The sequence below is a fragment of the Sinomonas sp. R1AF57 genome (assembly GCF_002224485.1).
GTDB classification, from domain to species: domain Bacteria; phylum Actinomycetota; class Actinomycetes; order Actinomycetales; family Micrococcaceae; genus Sinomonas; species Sinomonas flava.
The window spans coordinates 3,771,019-3,790,033 of sequence record NZ_CP022463.1; the positions used below are offsets into that span (position 1 = coordinate 3,771,019).

At 69.8% G+C, this 19,015-nt stretch carries 17 protein-coding genes; 8 read left to right on the plus strand and 9 right to left on the minus strand.

What is annotated here, in order from left to right; translation table 11 throughout:
• Nucleotides 1–4: 4 nt before the first annotated feature.
• From CGQ25_RS17460 to CGQ25_RS17470, 3 genes are read left to right on the plus strand one after another with little or no spacing between them, the layout of a single operon-like run.
• Nucleotides 5–760: a ZIP family metal transporter gene (locus CGQ25_RS17460; protein ID WP_208711066.1), complete on the plus strand. Its 756-nt coding sequence runs from the start codon at nt 5–7 to the stop codon at nt 758–760.
• Nucleotides 761–805: 45 nt separating this feature from the next.
• Nucleotides 806–2,005, plus strand: coding sequence for a permease (locus tag CGQ25_RS17465; protein ID WP_208711067.1), 1,200 nt, complete (start codon nt 806–808; stop codon nt 2,003–2,005).
• 14 nt (nt 2,006–2,019) lie between these two features.
• Nucleotides 2,020–3,198, plus strand: a complete 1,179-nt coding sequence (locus CGQ25_RS17470) for an FAD-dependent monooxygenase (protein ID WP_208711068.1) — start codon at nt 2,020–2,022, stop codon at nt 3,196–3,198.
• Between the two features lie 38 nt (nt 3,199–3,236).
• On the opposite strand, the gene CGQ25_RS17475 is transcribed toward CGQ25_RS17470, so the two are convergent.
• Genes CGQ25_RS17475 through CGQ25_RS17490 form a run of 4 tightly spaced genes read right to left on the minus strand, consistent with a single transcriptional unit; the run spans nt 3,237 to nt 7,760 of the window.
• Complete coding sequence (locus CGQ25_RS17475; RefSeq protein WP_208711069.1) at nt 3,237–4,340, minus strand: tartrate dehydrogenase; 1,104 nt, start codon at nt 4,338–4,340, stop codon at nt 3,237–3,239.
• A gap of 47 nt (nt 4,341–4,387) precedes the next feature.
• Nucleotides 4,388–6,130: a cytochrome c biogenesis protein DipZ gene (locus tag CGQ25_RS17480; protein WP_208711070.1), complete on the minus strand. Its 1,743-nt coding sequence runs from the start codon at nt 6,128–6,130 to the stop codon at nt 4,388–4,390.
• 52 nt (nt 6,131–6,182) lie between these two features.
• Entirely contained in the window at nt 6,183–6,764 is a 582-nt protein-coding gene (locus CGQ25_RS17485) for a dihydrofolate reductase family protein (protein WP_208711071.1), read from the minus strand.
• Between the two features lie 57 nt (nt 6,765–6,821).
• Nucleotides 6,822–7,760, minus strand: a complete 939-nt coding sequence (locus CGQ25_RS17490; protein ID WP_208711072.1) for a 5'-3' exonuclease — start codon at nt 7,758–7,760, stop codon at nt 6,822–6,824.
• A 67-nt stretch (nt 7,761–7,827) separates the two neighbouring features.
• Between CGQ25_RS17490 and CGQ25_RS17495 the strand changes: the two genes are divergently transcribed.
• Both CGQ25_RS17495 and CGQ25_RS18655 read left to right on the plus strand, forming a co-directional pair.
• Nucleotides 7,828–8,340, plus strand: a complete 513-nt coding sequence (locus tag CGQ25_RS17495) for a MarR family winged helix-turn-helix transcriptional regulator (RefSeq protein WP_208711073.1) — start codon at nt 7,828–7,830, stop codon at nt 8,338–8,340.
• Between the two features lie 106 nt (nt 8,341–8,446).
• The gene (locus CGQ25_RS18655) at nt 8,447–9,865 is read left to right on the plus strand and encodes a S9 family peptidase (protein WP_208711074.1); all 1,419 of its coding nucleotides are present in this window, start codon (nt 8,447–8,449) and stop codon (nt 9,863–9,865) included.
• 21 nt (nt 9,866–9,886) lie between these two features.
• Here the strand turns inward: CGQ25_RS18655 and CGQ25_RS17505 are convergent, their stop codons facing one another.
• The 3 genes from CGQ25_RS17505 to CGQ25_RS17515 all read right to left on the minus strand — a co-directional run bounded on the left by CGQ25_RS17505 (nt 9,887) and on the right by CGQ25_RS17515 (nt 13,353).
• Nucleotides 9,887–10,879, minus strand: a complete 993-nt coding sequence (locus CGQ25_RS17505) for a C-terminal binding protein (RefSeq protein ID WP_208711075.1) — start codon at nt 10,877–10,879, stop codon at nt 9,887–9,889.
• Nucleotides 10,880–10,948: 69 nt separating this feature from the next.
• Nucleotides 10,949–11,860: a dihydrodipicolinate synthase family protein gene (locus tag CGQ25_RS17510; RefSeq protein WP_208711076.1), complete on the minus strand. Its 912-nt coding sequence runs from the start codon at nt 11,858–11,860 to the stop codon at nt 10,949–10,951.
• A complete protein-coding gene (locus CGQ25_RS17515) occupies nt 11,857–13,353 on the minus strand; it encodes an MFS transporter (protein WP_208711077.1) in 1,497 nt (498 codons plus the stop codon). The genes CGQ25_RS17510 and CGQ25_RS17515 overlap by 4 nt, the downstream gene beginning before the upstream one ends.
• Before the next feature lie 235 nt (nt 13,354–13,588).
• On the opposite strand from CGQ25_RS17515, the gene CGQ25_RS17520 reads away from it, so the two are divergent.
• Nucleotides 13,589–14,803 (plus strand): alpha-hydroxy acid oxidase, encoded by a 1,215-nt coding sequence (locus CGQ25_RS17520; RefSeq protein WP_208711078.1) that lies wholly within the window; start codon nt 13,589–13,591, stop codon nt 14,801–14,803.
• A gap of 43 nt (nt 14,804–14,846) precedes the next feature.
• Here CGQ25_RS17520 and CGQ25_RS17525 read toward each other — a convergent pair whose 3' ends face one another.
• Nucleotides 14,847–15,599: an IclR family transcriptional regulator gene (locus CGQ25_RS17525; RefSeq protein WP_208711079.1), complete on the minus strand. Its 753-nt coding sequence runs from the start codon at nt 15,597–15,599 to the stop codon at nt 14,847–14,849.
• 110 nt (nt 15,600–15,709) lie between these two features.
• Here CGQ25_RS17525 and CGQ25_RS17530 point away from each other — a divergent pair, with 110 nt between their 5' ends.
• Complete coding sequence (locus CGQ25_RS17530; RefSeq protein ID WP_208711080.1) at nt 15,710–17,182, plus strand: aldehyde dehydrogenase (NADP(+)); 1,473 nt, start codon at nt 15,710–15,712, stop codon at nt 17,180–17,182.
• Nucleotides 17,179–18,396: a fumarylacetoacetate hydrolase family protein gene (locus CGQ25_RS17535; protein WP_255405426.1), complete on the plus strand. Its 1,218-nt coding sequence runs from the start codon at nt 17,179–17,181 to the stop codon at nt 18,394–18,396. Before CGQ25_RS17530 ends, CGQ25_RS17535 begins: the two co-directional genes overlap by 4 nt.
• On the opposite strand, the gene CGQ25_RS17540 is transcribed toward CGQ25_RS17535, so the two are convergent.
• A complete protein-coding gene (locus CGQ25_RS17540; protein ID WP_208711081.1) occupies nt 18,334–19,014 on the minus strand; it encodes an HAD family hydrolase in 681 nt (226 codons plus the stop codon). The two genes, CGQ25_RS17535 and CGQ25_RS17540, sit on opposite strands and share 63 nt — an antisense overlap.
• Between the last annotated feature and the right edge of the window lies 1 nt (nt 19,015).

Here is a 19,015-nt window from a genome sequence, read left to right on the forward strand (position 1 = left end):
CACCATGCCGATGTGGCTGCAGGCACTTCTCTGGGGCACGCTAGCGGGGGCGGCGCTCCTGCTGGGCTCCGGGCTGTCGTGGAAGTGGAACATCCCGCCCAAGGTCGTCTCCTCGGTCATGTCGTTCGGGGCCGGTGTGCTGATCTCGGCCCTCGCCTTCGATCTCGTCGAGGAGGCCCAGCAGGGCGGCGGGCTCTGGCCCACCATCGCGGGGTTCCTGGCCGGTGCCCTCGTCTACGTCGGGGCCAATGCGCTTCTGGCCCGCTCCGGTGCCAAGCACCGCAAGCGTTCGAACGGCAAGCAGCCCTCAGAGCAGGAGAAGCCGGGCAGTGGCACGGCCATCGCCATCGGCGCGCTTCTGGACGGCATCCCCGAGTCCGTCGTCCTTGGCCTGGGACTGATCACCGGCGGTGCGGTCAGCCCCGCCATGCTCGCCGCGGTGTTCATCTCCAACGTCCCCGAGGGCCTCTCGAGCACAGCGGGCATGAAGCGCGCTGGCCGCAGCCCCGGCTATGTCTTCGGGGTGTGGGGAGGGATCGCCCTCATCTCCGGGATCGCGGCCCTGATCGGCTATGCCGCCATGCAGAGCGCCCCGGCAGAACTGGTCGCCTTCATCACCGCCACCGCGGCCGGGGCCATCCTGGCGATGCTCGCCGACACGATGATCCCCGAGGCCTTCGAAGAGCACCACATTCTGACCGGCCTCATTGCCGCCGTCGGCTTCCTGACGGCCTTCGCCGTCAGCCAGGCATCCGGCTGAGGAGAGCGGCACGCCGGACCCCGGCAAGGAAAGAAGGAAGAGCCCATGCAGATCCTCGATTACCTCGTGAAGGCACTGGCGGCATCCGGCGCCATGGCCTGGCAGATCCTCTGGCCGCTCGTGCTCGGGTTCACGCTCTCGGGCATCATCCAGGCGGTGGTCCGGAAGGAGCGCATCACCAGGCTCCTTTCCGGTGACTCCCCCAAGGCCCTGGCCGCAGCGAGCGGCCTCGGCGCCGCCTCGTCGTCGTGCTCCTACGCGGCGGTCGCGCTGGCCCGGTCTCTCTTCCGCAAGGGGGCGAGCATGGCCTCGGCGATGGCCTTCGAGATCGCCTCCACGAACCTCGTCCTGGAGCTCGGCATCATCCTTGCGCTGCTGATGGGCTGGCGGTTCACCCTCGCCGAATTCATCGGAGGCCCCATCATGATCGTGCTGGTCGCCCTGTTCTTCCGGCTCTGGATGCGCGGGAAGATCGTCGACGCCGCCCGCGAGCAGGCCGAGAAGGGCATCGCCGGGTCCATGGAGGGACATGCGGCCATGGACATGTCCGTCCACGGGGAGGGCGGCTTCTGGCAGAGGCTCATGTCGCGGAAGGGACTGGACGCCGTCGCCAACTACTTCGTCATGGACTGGGCAGCGGTGTGGAAGGACATAGTGGTCGGCGTGCTCATCGCCGGGGCCTTCGCGACCTGGGTGCCGAAGGAATGGCTGCGCGCCTTCTTCTTCGAGGGAAACCCCGTGCTCGCCGCCGTGTGGGGCCCCATCGTCGGGCCCCTCATCGCCGTCGTCAGCTTCGTGTGCTCGGTCGGCAACGTCCCGCTCGCCGCGGTCCTGTGGAACGGCGGGATCAGCTTCGGCGGAGTGGCCAGCTTCATCTTCGCCGACCTCATCGTCATCCCGGTGATCCTCATCTACCGCAAGTACTACGGGACCAGGGCCGCCCTGAGGATCACGGGCACCTTCTACCTCGCCATGGTCCTGGCCGGGTACGCGGTGGAGCTCCTGTTCGCCGTCACCGGCCTGACCCCCCACGGCCGCAGCGCCACGGTGCTCGAGGCCGGGGTCTCGTGGAACTACACCACCTGGCTGAACATCGCCTTCCTGGCCCTCGCGGCGTTCCTGCTGGTCCGGTTCTTCAGGAACGGCGGAGTCGAGATGCTCAAGATGATGGGCGGCAGCCCCGACGAGCAGGACCACGCGCACCACGACGCCGGGCCGAACCGGGATCACCCTCACCACCACTGAGATGGGTTGGAACGATGAAAGCGCTCGTTGTCGGGGCCGGCATCGCCGGGCTGGTCACTGCCCGGCAGCTCGGCCTGGCCGGCTGGCAGGTGGAACTCCTCGAGAGGTCTGCGGGACCCCGCCTGGACGGGTACATGATGGACTTCTTCGGGCCCGGGGTCGATGCCTCAGTGAGAATCGGCCTCTACCCGCGGCTCAAGGCCACCGCGTACCGCGTGGAAGCGGCGCAGTACGTGGACGCCGAGGGCCGGGTCAGCGCGAGCCTGGACTATGACCGGTTCGCCCGTCTGGCCGGAGGCAAGGTGCTCAGCCTGCTGCGCCCGGACATGGAGAAGGCGGCGCTCGCAGCACTCGAAGACGTCCCCGCCGGCCGCATCCGCGTGCGGTACGGCGTCGGGGTGTCCGGTGCCACGGCTGACGACGGCGCAGTGCGGGTCTCCTTCGACGGGGCGGAGGCCGCGGAGTCCGCCGGTGACGTCCTCATCGGCGCAGACGGCATCCATTCGAGCGTCAGGAGTCACGTGTTCGGCCCGGAGGAGCAGTACCTGCGCCCCCTCGGGATGCGAGCCGCCGCCTTCATCGTGGCCGACCCTGAGCTCAACGGCCGTTTCCGCAACCGCTTCACCCTCAGCGACACGATCGACCGGACGGCCGCCCTCTACAGCCTCAGGTCTGACGAGGTGGCGGCCCTCATGGTCTACCGCGACAACGGGCCCCTCACCTCGGGAGAGACGCGCCGGGACCGGCTGCGGCGGGAGTTCGCCGGCCTGGGCGACGCGGTCGACCGCCTCCTCAAGCTGTGCCCCGAGGATCCCTACGACGACGTCGTGGCCCAGATCGTGATGCCGCGCTGGCACACGGGCGGTGCGGTCCTGGTGGGCGATGCCTGCGGGGCCGTCTCCCTCCTGGCGGGCCAGGGCGGCTCCCTGGCGATCGCCGGGGCGGCCCTTCTGGGCGATCTCCTCGGCCCTGCCAATTCCCGCGCGGAGGCTGAGGACGCCCTCGCCGAGTTCGAGCGGCGGTGGAGGCCCACTGTCGAAACGGCCCAGACGTCCGGGAGGCGGGCGGCGTCGACGTTCCTCCCGGCGAACAGGGCCCAGCGCCTCCTGCGCCGGTGGGTTATCCGCGCCACCCGGCTGCCCGGCGTCGACCGTCTGGTGGCGCGCCAGATTCTGCGCACGATCGCGACGTAGGCGCGCCTACCGCATGCCCAGGACACGCGCGTCCGTCGTCAGCGGTCCGAGTCGGCGAGGGCCACCGCCGTGATCTCCTCCGCGATGCGCCTGCCGAGTGCCTCGGTGGTCCCCTGGCCTCCGAGGTCAGGGGTCAGCACGTCGGGGCCGCCGTGGGCCAGGACGTCCTCGAAGCCCCGCTGCACCGCGGCGGCTGCCGCGCCCTCACCGAGGTGGTCGAGCATCATGGCGGCGCTCCAGATCTGCCCGACTGGGTTCGCGATCCCCTTGCCGGCGATGTCCGGTGCGGAGCCGTGGACCGGTTCGAAGAGGCTCGGGAACTTCCGTTCGGGATTGATGTTCCCGCTGGGGGCCACGCCGATCGTTCCCGTGCACGCGGGGCCGAGGTCCGAAAGGATGTCGCCGAAGAGGTTGCTGGCCACGACCACGTCGAACCAGTCGGGGTGCATGACGAAGTTCGCCGCGAGGATGTCGATGTGGAACTTGTCCACCCTCACCTCGGGGAAGCCGGCGGCCATCTCCTCGACCCTCTCGTCCCAGTAGGGCATGGAGATCGAGATGCCGTTGCTCTTCGTCGCGGAGGTGAGGTGCTTCTTGGGCCGGGTCTGGGCCAGATCGAACGCGTACCTGAGGATGCGGTCCACGCCGGTCCTGGTCATCACGGTCTCCTGGAGGACCGTCTCGCGGTCGGTGCCCTCGAACATCCTCCCGCCGACGCTCGAGTACTCCCCCTCGGTGTTCTCGCGGACCACATAGAAGTCGACGTCGCCCGGCGCCCGGTTCGCGAGGGGACTCTTCACGCCCGCCAGCAGCTTCACGGGCCGCAGGTTCACATACTGGTCGAAGTGGCGGCGGAACTGGAGGAGGCTGTCCCAGAGCGAGACATGGTCCGGCACGACGTCCGGCCAGCCGACGGCGCCGAAGAAGATCGCGTCGAAGCCGCGCAGCTCCTCGAACCAGGTGTCCGGGAGCATCTTGCCGTGCTGCACGTAGTAGTCGGCACTCGCGAAGTCGTATTCGGTGGTCTCGAGGCGGAAGTCGAAGGCCTCGGCGGCCGCCCCGAGCGCCCGCAGGCCCTCCGGGACGACTTCCTTGCCGATGCCGTCTCCGGCGATGACAGCGATGCGGTGGGTTCTGGTCATGGTGGAGATCCTTCTCGCCCGCGCGCGGCCTGTCCACTCGGTGCGCCTCACCCGAACGTGAACGAGTAGAGTTCGACGCCGGCGCTCGCCTCGACCTCGAGGGTCCCCTCGCGCTGGGCCTCCCCGTCGAGGAGGACGTAGGAGCGGGGCGTGCCGCCGACGTCGAGCGTGCGCTCGCCGTCCGGCCCGCGGACCGTGAGCGTCCCGGTCCCGCCGACCACGGCCTGGACCTGGCGAGCGTGGAAGCTCAGTCGGACGCCTGAGTGGACCGGAGCGGAAGGCGAGGCGGGAGCGCCGGGCGAGGCCGCGGCGTCGTGCGCGTCCTCTGGCTCCCGTGCGACGATCCGCTGGGACTCGAGCTGCCAGTTGCCCGAGAGTGCGAACGAATCCGCGCGCTGCTGCGCCGGGTACGTGAACGTGCCGGGGCCGGAGCGGTAGGGCTCCGGCCCGGAGTAGTTGCCCTCCTTGGCGACGCCGAGGAACGTCTCCGGCGTGGTGCTGCCGGCCTGCGGCGCGGCGGCGGTCCCGTCCTCGACCGGCGCGGGGAGTGCGACGCCGGGTCTGGCCTGGGCGAGGAGCTCGCGCACGAGCGGCTCGGTGTCCGCGTACCCGCCCTCTCCCTGCTGGATGTGCCTGACGGTCCCGTTCGCGTCGATGAGGTACTGTGCGGGCCAGAACCGGTTCCGGTACGCCGTCCACGTCGCGTAGGAGTTGTCCATGGCGACGGGGTACGTGATGCCGTGCTGGCGGATGCCGTCTTCGACGTTGCGCTGCTCGCGCTCGAACGCGTACTCGGGCGTGTGGATGCCGACCACCGTCAGGCCAGCGTCGCGGTACGCCTCCTGCAGGCGGACGATGTGCGGCAGGGACCGCTGGCAGTTGATGCACGAGTAGGCCCAGAAGTCGATGAGCACGACCCGGCCGCGGAGGCCCTCGAGGGTGAGCGGGGTGGAGTTGGGCCACGCGGTGAGGCCGCGCAGCTCGGGGGCGGGCCCGCAGTCCTGGAGCGCGGTCGAGCCCTGGGTGCAGGCGCCGAGGCCGCGGTTCTCGTCGGTGACGAGGCCCCCGAGGTCCAACGGCGTGCCTGCGGAGGGGCGGAGGCTGTCCTGCAGCGATGCCGTGTAGTCGGGGATGAGTCGCTGCAGCGCCGCCGGGACGTCGAGGATGAGGCCTGCGGCGAGGGCGAGCATCAGCGCGCCGGCGGTGATGCGGATGCCGCGCTGGCGCCTGCGGAAGGACTTCAGCCGTTCGGCGAGGCGGCGGCCGGCGAGGGCGAAGACGAGCAGCGGCACCGAGACGCCGACGGCGAACGCGAGCGTGAGCGCGGCCGTCTCCGGCCCGATGCGGCCGGTGGCGCCCGAGACGGTGATCGCGGCGAGCACCGGCCCCGCACACGGCACGAACACGGCGCCGAGCGCCAGGCCGAGGCCGAATCCGCCGCGCCGCGCGTCGACCTGGCGCTGCGGGATCCACGAGAAGGGCTTCTCGAGCCACTCCTCGACCCGCGGGACCATGAGCCCGACTCCTACCGCGGCCAGGATCACGATTCCGGCCCAGCGCAGCACGTCCTGCGGGAGCCCGAGCGCCGAGAGCGCGAGCGAGCCGAGCAGCGTCACGACGCTGAAGCTCAGCACGAGCCCCGCGATCACCTGGTACGGCCGCCACCGCGACGCCTGCCGCGCGCTGTCGAGGCCGCCGGAGAAGAAGATCACCGGGAGGACTGGCAGGATGCACGGCGAGATGCCGGTGATGAGCCCGCCGAGGAAGCCGATCAGGATGTTCTCGCCCATGGCTCCAGTTCGGCGCGGTGTGGGCGGGCGGATTGGGGGCGCTGGCTCGGCGCTAGCTGCGGTCAGGCACGTAGCGGGCGATCAGCACCCCCGTGGCCGTGGGACGGGAGTCCGCGAGCCGCAGCGAGACGCGCGTTCCGGCATCGAACATCCGGTGTCCGGTGCCGAGCACGAGGGGGTGGATCATGAGCAGGTACTCGTCGATGATGCCCGCGGGCAGGAGCGAGGCGATCAGGACGCCGCTGCCCATGATCACGAGGTTGTCCTCGGACTCCCTCTTGAGCTCGGCGACGGCAGCGGGCACGTCCCCGCCGAGCAGGGTGGAGTTCGGCCAGTCCAGGCGCGCCGAGGGGTTCGCCGAGGCGACGTACTTCTGGGTCGAGTTGAGCGCGTCCTTGAACGGTCCGCCCTGGTCGTTCCAGGAGGAGAGCAGCTGCTCGTAGGTGCGGCGCCCGAAGAGGAAGGCGTGCGAGTGGCCCATGCGCTCGCCCATCGCCTCGGGGATCGACTCGTCGCTGCGGAGGACGGCCCAGCCCCCGTGCTCGAATCCGTCCCGCGTGTCCTCATCGGTCCTCCCCGGCGCCTGCATGACGCCGTCCAGCGTCACGTGGTTCATCACGATGACCTTTCCCATCTCTCCCTCTCCCTTCTGTGGGCTTCTCTTCCGTGGCTTTCAGCGGTATCTGTCCGGTCAGCGGTACCTGTCGAGCGATGCGAGGAACCGCTTGACGGAGCCGCCGAGGTTCCAGTCCGTGGCGAGACGCTCGAGCTCGAGGCGGGCGTCGCCGTCGACCGCGCCCAGCTGCGCCCCGGCCTCGGCGGGCGCGGGCACGTCCAGGTCGCGGGCGACGTTCACGACATCGGGTGCCACCTTCAGGTAGTCCGCGGCCGCCCTCAGCTTGGTGCGTGCCGCTGCGGGCATGCCACTGTCCGGGTCGTCGGCGGCCTCGAGCAGCCCCTCGAGCGTGCCGTAGCGTGCTAGCAGCGTCGCGGCGGACTTCTCGCCGATGCCGGCGACGCCGGGCAGTCCGTCCGAGGCGTCGCCGCGCAGCACCGCGTAGTCCGCGTACTGCTCGGGCAGGACCCGGTACTTGCCCACGACAACGGCGTCCGTCACCACCTCGAGGTTCTTCATGCCTCGCGCGGTATAAATGACGCGGACGCCGCGCTCGTCGTCGACCACCTGGAAGAGGTCGCGGTCGCCGGTCACCACGTCCACCGGGAACTCGGGGCGGGCGGCATAGGTGCCGATCACGTCGTCGGCCTCGTGCTCCGGCACACCCACGACGGCGATGCCCGCCACCGCGAGCACGTGGCGGATCAGCGGGACCTGCGCGACGAGCCCGGGCGGGACGGTCTCCACGTCCGGACCGCCGGGGACTTCCCGTTCGACCCGGTGCGCCTTGTACGAGGAGATGAGGTCGACCCGCCACTGGGGCCGCCAGTCGTCGTCCCAGCAGGCGATGAGGTGGGTGGCCTCGAAGTCCGCGGTGAGCCGGGCGATCATGTCCAGCAGCCCGCGCACCGCGTTGACGGGCGTGCCGTCGTCGCGCCTGATCGACTCGGGCACGCCATGGAAGGCACGGAAGTACAGCGAGGCGGTGTCCAGCAGCATCAGGCGGTCCGGCATAGCCCATCCTGACACGTCGGGCCCGCGGATAGGATGGGCTGGACCCGTCCCGAAAGCGAGCGTTGCCATGGCTTCCCCCACTCCCGCGGAGACCGGCACGGCGTCGGCAGGCCCCGACGGGAAGGGGGCCGAGGCGAAGGGGTCCGGTGGGTCCGGACGCTTCGACGGGATCGGCCTCGTGGCCGAGCCGGTCTTCCTCATGGCCCGCGCGGCGTCCCTCGGCTCCGCAGACGCCAACCGCGCGCTCGCGGGCCTGGGGCTCAAGGTCCGCGGCTACTCGGCCCTCGCCGTGGTGTGCAGCGGCCGCAAACCCACGCAGCGCGAGCTCAGCGAGTTCCTGGTCATGCTCCCGAGCAGGGTCGTCGCGATCCTCGACGAGCTCGAGCGGCGCGGGCTGGTGCAGCGGACGGCCGATCCACGCGACCGGCGGTCGAACGTCATCGTTCCCACCGAGGCGGGGCTGGAGCTCTATGCCCGCGCAAAGGAGGCTGTCGACGCTGCCACCGAGGAATCGCTCGGCGATCTCACGCCCAAGGAGCGCCAGGAGCTCGCGCGGCTCCTGACCAAGGCTGCGTTCTAGCCGCGGACCCCGCCGCGCGCCGTCGTGCCTGTGACCCTTGACACACCTTCCGCAAGCGATCAGGATCAGTTCACCAAATGAACTATTCACAAGCGGAGGTAATTTGATGGTCTCTCTTCCCCGGCTGCGCCAGCCCGTCCTCGCCTCGGCGGTGGCCCTCTGCGCCGCCTTCGCCACGGCCGCGGGCGCCGTCGCCCCGGCGTCAGCGGCCCCCGCCGCGAGCACCGTCGCCGACGCCACCCCCATCGCTGCGGCCGCCAGCACCGTGGCCACCGGCACCCTCCCCGACGGTGCCACGTGGCAGGCCGAGGTTCCGGCGAACTGGACCGGGGAGCTCGTGCTCTTCTCCCACGGCTTCCGGGGAGGGACCAGCAATCCGGCGTGGGATGCCTCATTCGACCCCACCGCCCGGCAGCTCATCGCCCGGGGCTACGCGGTGGCGTCGTCGTCCTACGCCACGACGGGCTGGGCGCTCGGCTCGGCCGTGCAGGACCAGCTCGACACCCTCGCCGCGGTCCAGGGCCAGTTCGGCAAGGCCTCCCGGGTCATCGCCGTCGGCCGCTCCATGGGCGGGCTCATCACGAGCCTCCTCGCCGAGGTCCCCGGCGCCGGCATCGACGGCGCCGTGAGCACGTGCGGGCTGGTCGGCGGCGGCGTCGCGCTGAACAACTACCAGCTCGACGCCGCGTACGCTGCGGCCCAGCTCCTGCTGCCCGGCCAGGACGTCCAGCTGACGGGGTTCACCACCCCGGAGCAGTCCCAGAAGACCATCGCCGCGCTCAAGGCCGCGCTCCAGGCGGCGACCACGACCGCCGAGGGCAGGGCGCGCATTGCCCTCGTCGCCGCGCTGCTGAACACGCCCACCCAGCTCGACGGCGTCGACCCACAGAACCGCGAGGCACTCGCCGCCGCCCAGGCGCAGCTGGTCCTCGACACGCTGCCCACGGTGATCGAGCGCCGGTACACCATCGTCGACGCCGCCAGCGGGGACAGCGGGTGGAACGCGGGCGTGGACTACGCGGCCCTGGTGCGCGCGTCACCGCAGCGCGAGCAGATCAGGTACATGTACGGGCTCGCCGGCGCCGACCTCACCGCCGACCTCGCGACGCTGACCCGCAACGCGGCCATCACGCCGAGCGAGGAGGGCCTCGCCTGGATGCTCAAGACCTCGACCCCCACCGGCAAGCTGCAGGTGCCCGTCCTGGCGACCCACACCAACGTTGATCTCCTGGCCCCGGTGGAGTACCAGGAGGAGTACGCCGAGACCGTCCGCCGGGCCGGCAACGAATCCCTGCTCCGCCAGGCGTTCGTCGACCGCACGGGCCACTGCAACTTCACCGTCGCCGAGAACATCGCCGCGATCAGTGCGATGGACCACCGCCTCGACACGGGCCACTGGGATTCGGTGGCCAAGACCTCGTCGCTGCAGGCCAGCGCCGAGTCCCTCGGCCTCGACGGCGCGGCCTTCATCGACCTCCGCCCGGGCGAGTTCGTCAACGACCGGGACCGGACGGAGGGCCGGTAGAAGGCGCACGACGGCGGCCCGTCACCTCACGGGGCGGGCCGCCAGCACGTCGGGGTTGAGGATGTTGCGCGGCGTCCTTCCCTGGCAGACGTCGATCACGTTCTCCACCGTCCGGCGCTTGAGCTCCACGCTGGACTCCTCGGTGTACCACGCCGCGTGCGGCGTGAGGAGGACACGGTCGAGGCCAAGCAGCGGGCTCGTCAGGGGGAGGGGCTCCTCCTCGAAGACGTCCAGCCCGGCAGCCCCGATCCGTCCGTCCCGGAGCGCCTCGACCAGGGCCGCGGTGTCGACGACGCCGCCGCGGCAGGTGTTCACGAGGGTCGCGCCGTGCTTGAACAGGCCGAGCGTTCCGGCGTTGATGAGGTGGTGCGTGTGCCGGTTCAGAGGGACGTGGAGGGAGATGACATCCGAGGTGGCGAGAAGCTCTTCGAAGGTCAGGACCGCGACTCCCTCGTCCGTCGTCGTGCCCGGCGCGCGGAGGGGATCGTAGCCCGCCACCGCATAGCCCAGGGCCTTGGCCTTAGCCGCGGTTGCGGCTCCGATGAGTCCCAGCCCGACCACCCCGAACCGCTGTGACGAGAATCGGTGCAGCGGTCCGACCGAGTGCAGCGCGTTGCGTCCCTCGCGCACGCCGCGGTCGAGATCGGGCAGGCCACGGCCGAGCGCAATCGCGAGTGCAATGGCATGGTCGCTGACGTCGTCGACTCCGTAGTCCGGGACATTGGAGACCGCGACGCCGTGGTCAGTGGCCGCCTCGACGTCGACAGTGTCGACGCCGACGCCGTACCGGCCGATGGCCTTGAGTCCGGGGAGGCCTTCGACGACGCGGCGGGTGATGGGCGCGTACTGGACGACGAGCCCGTCCACGCCCTCGGCCGCGCGCAGGACGTCGTCCTCGGTCCGGCACTGTGCCAGCGTCAGCTCGACGTCGTGCGCGTCGGCGATCCGCTGTTCGATCTCGGTCGACCCGAAGTCGCTGTCAGTGATGAGGATTCTGGTGCGTGTGCTCGTCATGGGTTCTCCTGGGGGCGGCGGTCGATGGTGCGGGTCGGGGCTGGCGGCGCTGCGCCGCCAGCCCCACAGTCACGCCCAGCGAAGGATCAGGGGGTCCTTGCGCTTGGCGATGTCGATCAGCTGGGCGCGGGTGTCGGGATGCAGCTCGCCGATCGGAGATCGGGTCATGTCGCTGCCGATGATGTTGCCTTCCTTCAGCAGGACCTTGGTGGCGCGCAGTCCGCACTGGCGGTTCTCGAAGTGGATGAACGGAAGGAGGTCCTCCCATGCCGCCACTGCCCTGTCCCGCTCGCCCGCGTGGAAGTCACGCACGATCTGCCCCAGCTGGTCCGGGACCATGCAGCTGCTCATGGTGCCGCGGGCGCCCGCTTCGAGGTCGGGGATCAGCGTGATCGCCTCCTCGCCGTCGAAGAGGCCCGGCAGGTCTGTTCCTGCCGTTGCAGCCAGCGACCGGAGCTTGTCGGCGGCCTGGGGCGTCTCGACCTTCACGTAGTTCACCTGCGGGACCTCGCGGGCGATCCGGGCCAGGAGGCCCACGGAAAGGGCAGTCGGACTCATCGGAGCATCCTGGATCATGATGTCGATGTCCACGCCGTCGGCCACGCGCTTGAAGTACTCCAGCACCGCCTCGTCGTCGACCTTCATGGTCGCGCCGAAGAACGGCGGCATGAGCATGACCATCTCGGCGCCGAGCTCCTGGGCGCGGAGGCTCCGTTCCCTGGCGATCCGCGCACTGAAGTGGCTGGTCGTGACACAGACCGGAAGGCGGCCTGCCGCGTGCTCGAGCGTCGTCCGGAGGACCTGCTCGCGTTCCTCGTCCGTCAGGGAGAACTGTTCGGAGTAGTTCGCGAGGACGCAGACGGCGTCGGACTGGCCGTCGACGAGGTAGTCCAGGACTCTGCGCTGGCCGTCGAGGTCCAGAGTCTCGTCGTCATTGAAGATGGTGGGTGCCACCGGCATGACTCCTGTGACGGCGCTCATGGCCTGGTTCCTTCGACAGTGGTGCTGAGAGCGCCGGCAGGGGCCTCGCTCTCGTAGTCCTCGGCGTCGATGTCGCGTCCGTGCGGGTCCCACTTGTTGACCAGGATGACCAGGATCGCGATGGCCGGCACGACGGCCAGGACCAGCAGCGCCTTCATCCCGAAGGCGGCAGTCGCCAGCGGCCAGAAGACCAGCCCCGCGATGGCCCCGAGGCGCACGCCGATCTGCGTGAAGCCCGTGCCCGCGCCGCGCAGGGAGGTCGGGTAGGACATCGTCGCCATCGTCATGCCCTGGGCACCGGGGCCTGCGGCATGGCAGAAGATGAGGAGGCCCACCACGAGGGAGCCCACGATCGACCAGGCGCCCTCGACGTTGCTGAGGCTGCCCGATATCACCATGCAGGCGAACGTGCCGCAGAAGCCGAAGAGGGAGAGCTTGCGCGGGCCGATCCGGCCTGAGAGCCGCGCGCCCAGGAAGCCGCCGGTGACGCCGAAGCACACGTTGAGGATCAGCGAGGAGACGATGTTGGTCATGACATTCTGCGTGTGCAGGAGGGCGAGCACGATCTGCCCCACGAAGAAGCCGACAGCGTAGTACTCCATGGACTGGCCCATGTTGATGACGCCGGCCAACACGGTCCGGGCCCGGTACTTCGTGCTGACGAGCTTGCCCCACGCCTGGGTGAGCGTCATCTGGAACTGCTTGCGCTCGGCCCTGGGGTCCACGGCGTCCGCCGCCACCTCGGCGTCGACGCCGTAGGTCTTCCGCAGGATCTGGGCCGCCTCGTCGAGCCCGAGATTCTGCGCGGCCCACGACGGCGACTCCGCCATGTATTTCTGGCGGAACACCATGATGATGAGCGCCGGGACTGCGCCGAATCCGACCACGACCCGCCACATGTGGTTCTCCCCCCAGTTCATGCCCTGGAACAGGAAGTACACGGGGATGAGCAGCGCGAAGGTCGAGGCGACCGCCACGTACCACATGGGCTGCCAGAGGGAGACCGTCCCGCCCTTCTTGCGCTGGGAGGCGTACTCGGCCAGGAAGCTGAAGGCCACGGGGAAGTCGACTCCGATCCCGACTCCCATGATGAAGCGCGCGATGACCAGAGTCCACGCATCGGGTGCGAGGGCACAGGCAATGGCGGCGACGACGAAGAACACCATGTCTGCCATGAAGACCTTGAAGCGGCCGAGCCGGTCGACGAAGTAGCCGCCGACGACGGATCCGACAAGGGCTCCGATCATGATCGACGCGGAGACCAAGGCAAGCATCCCGGGGTCCAACGCAAAGTCCTTCGCGATGTAGGGGATGCCGAAGGCGAGCGAGGTGAAGTCGTAGGCGTCAAGGAAGATGCCGCCGAGGGCGATCAGGGTGATCGCCAAGGACTTGCCCTTCTGCAGCTTGCCGCTGTTGACGAGTTCGGTGACGTCCTGAGCCGACCGGAGCACGACCCGAGGGGCAGCCTGCGGCGGGGGAGGAGTTGCGGACATTGAAGGTTCCTTCCGGGGACACACAGCTTTGTGCGTCCGATATTTCGAACAGTGGTCGAAGTAGCGACCAGACCCGCTGTCGGGTTAGGGTGATCGGGAACACTGGGAGTCTAGGTAGCCCGGGATCTAGAGGTCAAGAACGGCCCGTAACCCAACCCTTGCCAAAGAATCTCCCTTTCGTGGTCTCTTCGAAATACCGATGACCCGTCCGAAATATCGGACCAAGGAGAATGTCATGGACGACCGTCAATTGCCCAAGTGGTCCGAACTGCGCGAACTGCTGCAGTTCCGCCCACTGGACCTCGACCCCCTGCGGCGGAGGCTCGCCCGCTCCTTCACGATCTCGGATCTCCGGGACAGCGCCAGGAAGACGACGCCGAAGTCGGTCTTCAACTACACCGACGGGGCTGCGGAGGATGAAGTCACCTTGGCCCGGTGCCGCCAGGCCTACCGGGACGTGGAGTTCATCCCCTCGGTCCTGCGGGACGTGTCGGACCCGGATCCCAGCACGGAGCTCTTCGGCCGCAGGGTCGACTTCCCTCTCGTGCTTGCGCCCACCGGCTACAGCCGGATGATGCACAACGACGGCGAGAAGGGCGTTGCACGTGTGGCGGCCCGGCACAACCTTCCCTACACGCTCTCGACGGTGGGCACCACGACGGTCGAGGACTTGGCCCAGGCGGTGCCAGAGGGCAACAACTGGTTCCAGCTCTACATTGCCAAGGACCGGAAGAAGACCGAGGGCCTGATCCGGCGGGTGCTCGACAGCGGCTACGAAGTGCTCATGGTGACGGTGGACACCCAGGTGGGCGGCGCGCGGGTCCGCGAACTGAGGGACGGGCTCACGATCCCCCCGTCGCTGTCCGCCAAGACGTTCGCGGACATGGCCCTCCACCCTTCCTGGTGGTTCGACAAGCTGACGACTCCGCCCATCGAGTTCGCCTCCCTGCGCGGCTTCGGGGGCACGTCTGCCGACGTGGCGGACCAGATCTTCGACCCTGGTCTCACCTTCGACGACATCGCGTGGCTCCGTGAGGTGTGGCCGCACCGGCTGCTGGTGAAGGGGATCCAGAACGTTGCGGACGCGGAACGCGTCATCGGGCTCGGCTGCGACGGCGTCGTGCTCTCCAATCACGGCGGACGGCAGCTGGACCGGTCGCCCACAGTCCTGCGGATCCTGCCGGAGGTGCGCGAGAGGCTGGGAGACGGGCCGACCATCCTCATCGACAGCGGCGTCATGTCCGGAAGTGATGTGCTCGCCGCTGTGGGGCTCGGCGCCGATGCGGCAATGGTGGGGCGCGCGTACCTGTACGGCCTCATGGCGGGCGGGGAGCGCGGCGTCGAGCGTGCCGTCGAGATCCTGCGCGGCCAGTACGTGCGCTCGATGCAGCTCCTCGGGGTGAAGTCCACGGCGGGGGTGTCGCGGGATCATGTTGCGTTCACCCGGTGACAAGCCGGGGAGCGGCGCGCACCGCGTGCTCCCCGAGATCGCCTCAGCTGTAGCCGAGCTCCGAGCTGAAGCGGGCCGCGCCGTCGACCGCGAGGCCGGCCCACTCCTCGGGACTGCGGAGGTTCCACCGCATGTCGGGCACGGAGATGCTCAGGGCGGCGACCACCGAGCCCGTGTGGTCGCGCACTGGCGCCGCGACGCACGAGACGTCCGCCGTCGACTCCCCGGATTCGAATCCGATCCCGGAGGCCCGGATCTCGTCGAGCTGGTTGGCGAGCACATGGGGCTCGGTGATGCTGTTCGGGGTGAGCCTGGACAGCCCCTTGCCCACGAGCCGCTTGCGCTCGCTGTCCGGGAGGTGGGCCAGGAGCACCTTCCCGACCGCGGTGCAGGAAGCCGGCACCCGGCCTCCCATCCTCGAAACCATGCGCACCGAATGGGTGCTGTCCACCTTGCAGATGTAGACGAGGTCCGCGCCGTCGAGCATCCCGACGTGGACCGTCTCGTCGCATTCCTGCACGACGGACTCGGCCACGCGCAGTCCTACCGCGCGCAGGTCGAGGCGCTCAGCGAAGGCGTTGCCCAGCCGGAAGACGCTCAGGCCGAGATGGTAGGTGGCGCGCTCGTCCCGCCGGAGGTACCTGCGCTCGACGAGGGTCGTGAGCAGTTCGTGCACTGTCGTCCGGGGAAGGCCAGTGCGCTGCGCCACCTCCGGGGCAGTGAGGCCGTGCCTGGCCTCGAGGAAGAGCTCCAGGATATCCAGGCTCCGCACCACGGCAGGGGTCAAGCGTGCCACTCCAGCTCCTCCATAACGGCTTCAGTGTCGGCAGGCGCGGACACCGAGCACCTGTCCGAAATATCGTACATCGTTCGAACCAATCGACTTCCTTTGAGGAGGACCGCCCAATGACCACCTCGGTTCCCGAGACCCACGACCACATCCTCGCGGCCCACGCCGCCTATGAGCGCAGCCGTGAGGTCGATCCCGCCACCCGGGCCGGATGGCTTGAGGCCATCGCCACCGGCCTGGAGGAAGCCGCGGCCGAACTCGTCCCAGTGGCCCACCGCGAAACCCACCTGGACGAGGGCCGGCTCGGCGGCGAGCTCAAGCGGTCCGTCTTCCAGCTCCGCCTCTTCGTCGGCGAAATCATGGCCGGAGAGCACCTCGAGGCAACCATCGACCACGCCGATCCCGGCTGGGGGATGGGCCCACGGCCCGACCTGCGCAGGATGAACGTCCCGCTCGGAGTCGTCGGCGTCTTCGGTGCCTCCAACTTCCCCTTCGCCTTCAGCGTCATGGGCGGGGACAGTGCCTCCGCCCTGGCGGCGGGCTGCGGCGTGGTGCACAAGGCGCACGACGGCCATCTCGAGCTGGCCCTGCTGACCGGCGAGGTCGTGCGTGACGCCCTCGCGCGAGCGGGAGCGCCGGAGGGGCTCTTCTCCGTCGTGTCCGGCCGGGAGGCGGCCGAGGCCATCGTGGACCATCCCCTGGTCAAGGCCATCGGCTTCACGGGGTCGACGGCGGGCGGCCGGGCACTCTTCGACCGCGCCGCGCGGCGTCCCGTGCCGATCCCCTTCTTCGGCGAACTCGGCAGCATCAACCCCGTCTTCGTGACTGAGCAGGCCTGGGCTGCCCGCCGGGACAGCATCCTCGCCGGCTACGCCAAGTCCTTCACCCTCGGCATGGGGCAGTTCTGCACCAAGCCGGGCCTGCTGTTCGCTCCCATCGAGGACGCCGAAGAGACAGCCGCGGCCCTCGCTGCAGAGCTGCGCGACGCGACCCGCGCCCCGCTCCTGAGCCCCAGACTGCGCGAGGGATTCGACCACGCATTGAGCGAGGTCCAGTCCCACCCGGGCGTACGCGTGCTCATGGCCGGCGGAGAGTCGGAGGCGCCCCGCCCCACTGTCCTGCTCACGGACGCCCGGACCGTGCAGGACAACCCTGACCTGCTGGAGCTGGAGATGTTCGGGCCCGCAACCCTTATGGTGCGCTACGATCCCGGCACCGACCTGTCCGGTCTCGCTGCCCTGCTCGACGGCCAGCTGACAGCCACCGTGCAGGGCGAACCGTCCGAGGACGTGAGCGAACTGCTCGCGGTGCTCGGGGATCGGGCGGGCCGTCTGGTCTGGAACTCCTGGCCGACCGGGGTGAGCGTGACCTACGCGCAGCAGCACGGCGGACCGTACCCCGCGACCACGGCCTCGGGCACCACCTCCGTGGGCACCGCCGCGATACGCCGGTTCCTGCGGCCCGTCGCCTACGATTCGTTCCCCTCCGAACAGCTGCCCCCCGCCCTGCTGGACGAGAACCCGTGGGGGATCCGGCGCCGGGTCGACGGCGTCCACGAGGCGAGCACCGAGAAGGCGGGGATCCTGTGAACGCGCTGACGGATTCCGTGGTCCTTCCCTCTGACGGATCCCGCGCGCTGCTCGTCGGCCGGGTCTGGGATCCGGAGTCCGGCGGCCCCCGGGTGGTCTCGGTGAGAGGGGACGAGGTCTTCGACCACACGGACCGCGTCCGGACGGTCTCCGCCCTCCTGGACCTGGACGATCCGGGGGAGTGGGTGGCCTCGGACCAGTCTCTGGCCCGCTGGAGCCTCGCGAGCCTCGTCGAGGCCTCGCTCGAGGCCGGTGCCGAGAGGCCCCGCCTGCTCGCGCCCATCGATCTCCAGGTGGTGAAGGCGTGCGGGGTCACCTTCGTGGACAGCATGGTGGAGCGGGTCATCGAGGAACGGTGCGGCGGGGACTTCCACAGGGCCGCCGCCGTGCGCAGCTCAGTCCTGGCCGCGCTCGGGGGCAGCATCGGTTCGGTGCAGCCCGGCTCCGAGGAGGCCCGCCGGGTGAAGGCGATCCTCTCCGAGCGGGGAATGTGGTCCCAGTACCTGGAAGTAGGGCTCGGGCCCGATCCCGAAGTGTTCACCAAGGCTCCCGTGCTGGCCAGCGTTGGTTTTGGGTCCCCCATCGGCATCCCCTCCTTCTCGGAATGGAACAACCCCGAGCCCGAGCTGGTTCTGCTCGTCGACTCGCACGGCAGGGCGCGGGGAGCGACCTTGGGCAACGACGTGAACCTCCGAGACGTGGAGGGGCGGAGCGCGCTCCTGCTCGGCATGGCCAAGGACAACAACGCGTCGTGCGCGGTCGGACCCTTCATCCGCCTCTTCGGCGGCGACTTCACCCTGGAGACCCTGCGAGATGAGGAGATCACGCTGACGGTGGACGGGCAGGACGGCTTCCGACTCCGAGGGCAGAACAGCCTGAGTCGGATCAGCCGGCCCTTCGAGGACCTGATTTCCGCCGCCTTCGGCGCCCACCACCAGTACCCGGACGGGTTTGCCCTGTTCACCGGCACCCTCTTCGCGCCCACCCATGACCGGGACGCGCCGGGCCAAGGGTTCACACATCACCTCGGGGACGTCGTCACGATCGCGAGCCCGCATCTCGGATCGCTCGTCAACGTCACGGCGCGCGCCGAGGAGCTGACACCCTGGACCTTCGGCGTCCGGCGGCTCATGGAGTACCTGGCGTCGGGATCAGGCCCTCAGCCGCTTCCCGATCAGGCTCCCCTCGAAGCCGTCCAGAAGGTCTCGGGGTGAGTCGAACACCTCTGCTGCGCCGGCATCGGTCAGCTCCGCGCCACTGTACCCGCCGGAGGCCACGCCGACGGTGGTGATGCCGAGAGCGGCGGCGGCCTGCACATCCCATACCGCATCCCCCACGAAGAGGACCTCGGACGCCTCGAGGCCTGCGGCCTTGAGGGCTGCCACGAGGATGTCCGGGGCGGGCTTGGACTCCTCGGCGTCGGCGGAGCTCGTGGCCGCGTCCACGACCTCGTCGGCGCCGAGGGCGGCCCGGAGCGCGCCCAGGTCCTGTTCCCGGGCCGAGGACGCGAGGACGACCTTCAGCCCCGCGTCGCGGGAGCGGGCCAGGAGGCCGCGCGCGCCGTCGAACGCCCTCAGGTGCGGCCAGAAGGTTGAGAACACCGCGGCGTGGGTGTCCATGACCTCCTGGTCCTGGGACCTGTCCCGTTCCGGGCCCAGCAGGCTGTCGACGAGCTTGTCCCCGCCCATGCCGATGCAGCGGTGGATCGCATTCATGCGCACGTCGTGGTCGAAGCGGCGGAAGGCGTGCCACCATGCGAGCGTGTGGAAGTAGGTGGAGTCCACGAGCGTCCCGTCGACATCGAACAGGACGCCCGCCAGAGGAGCCGGCACG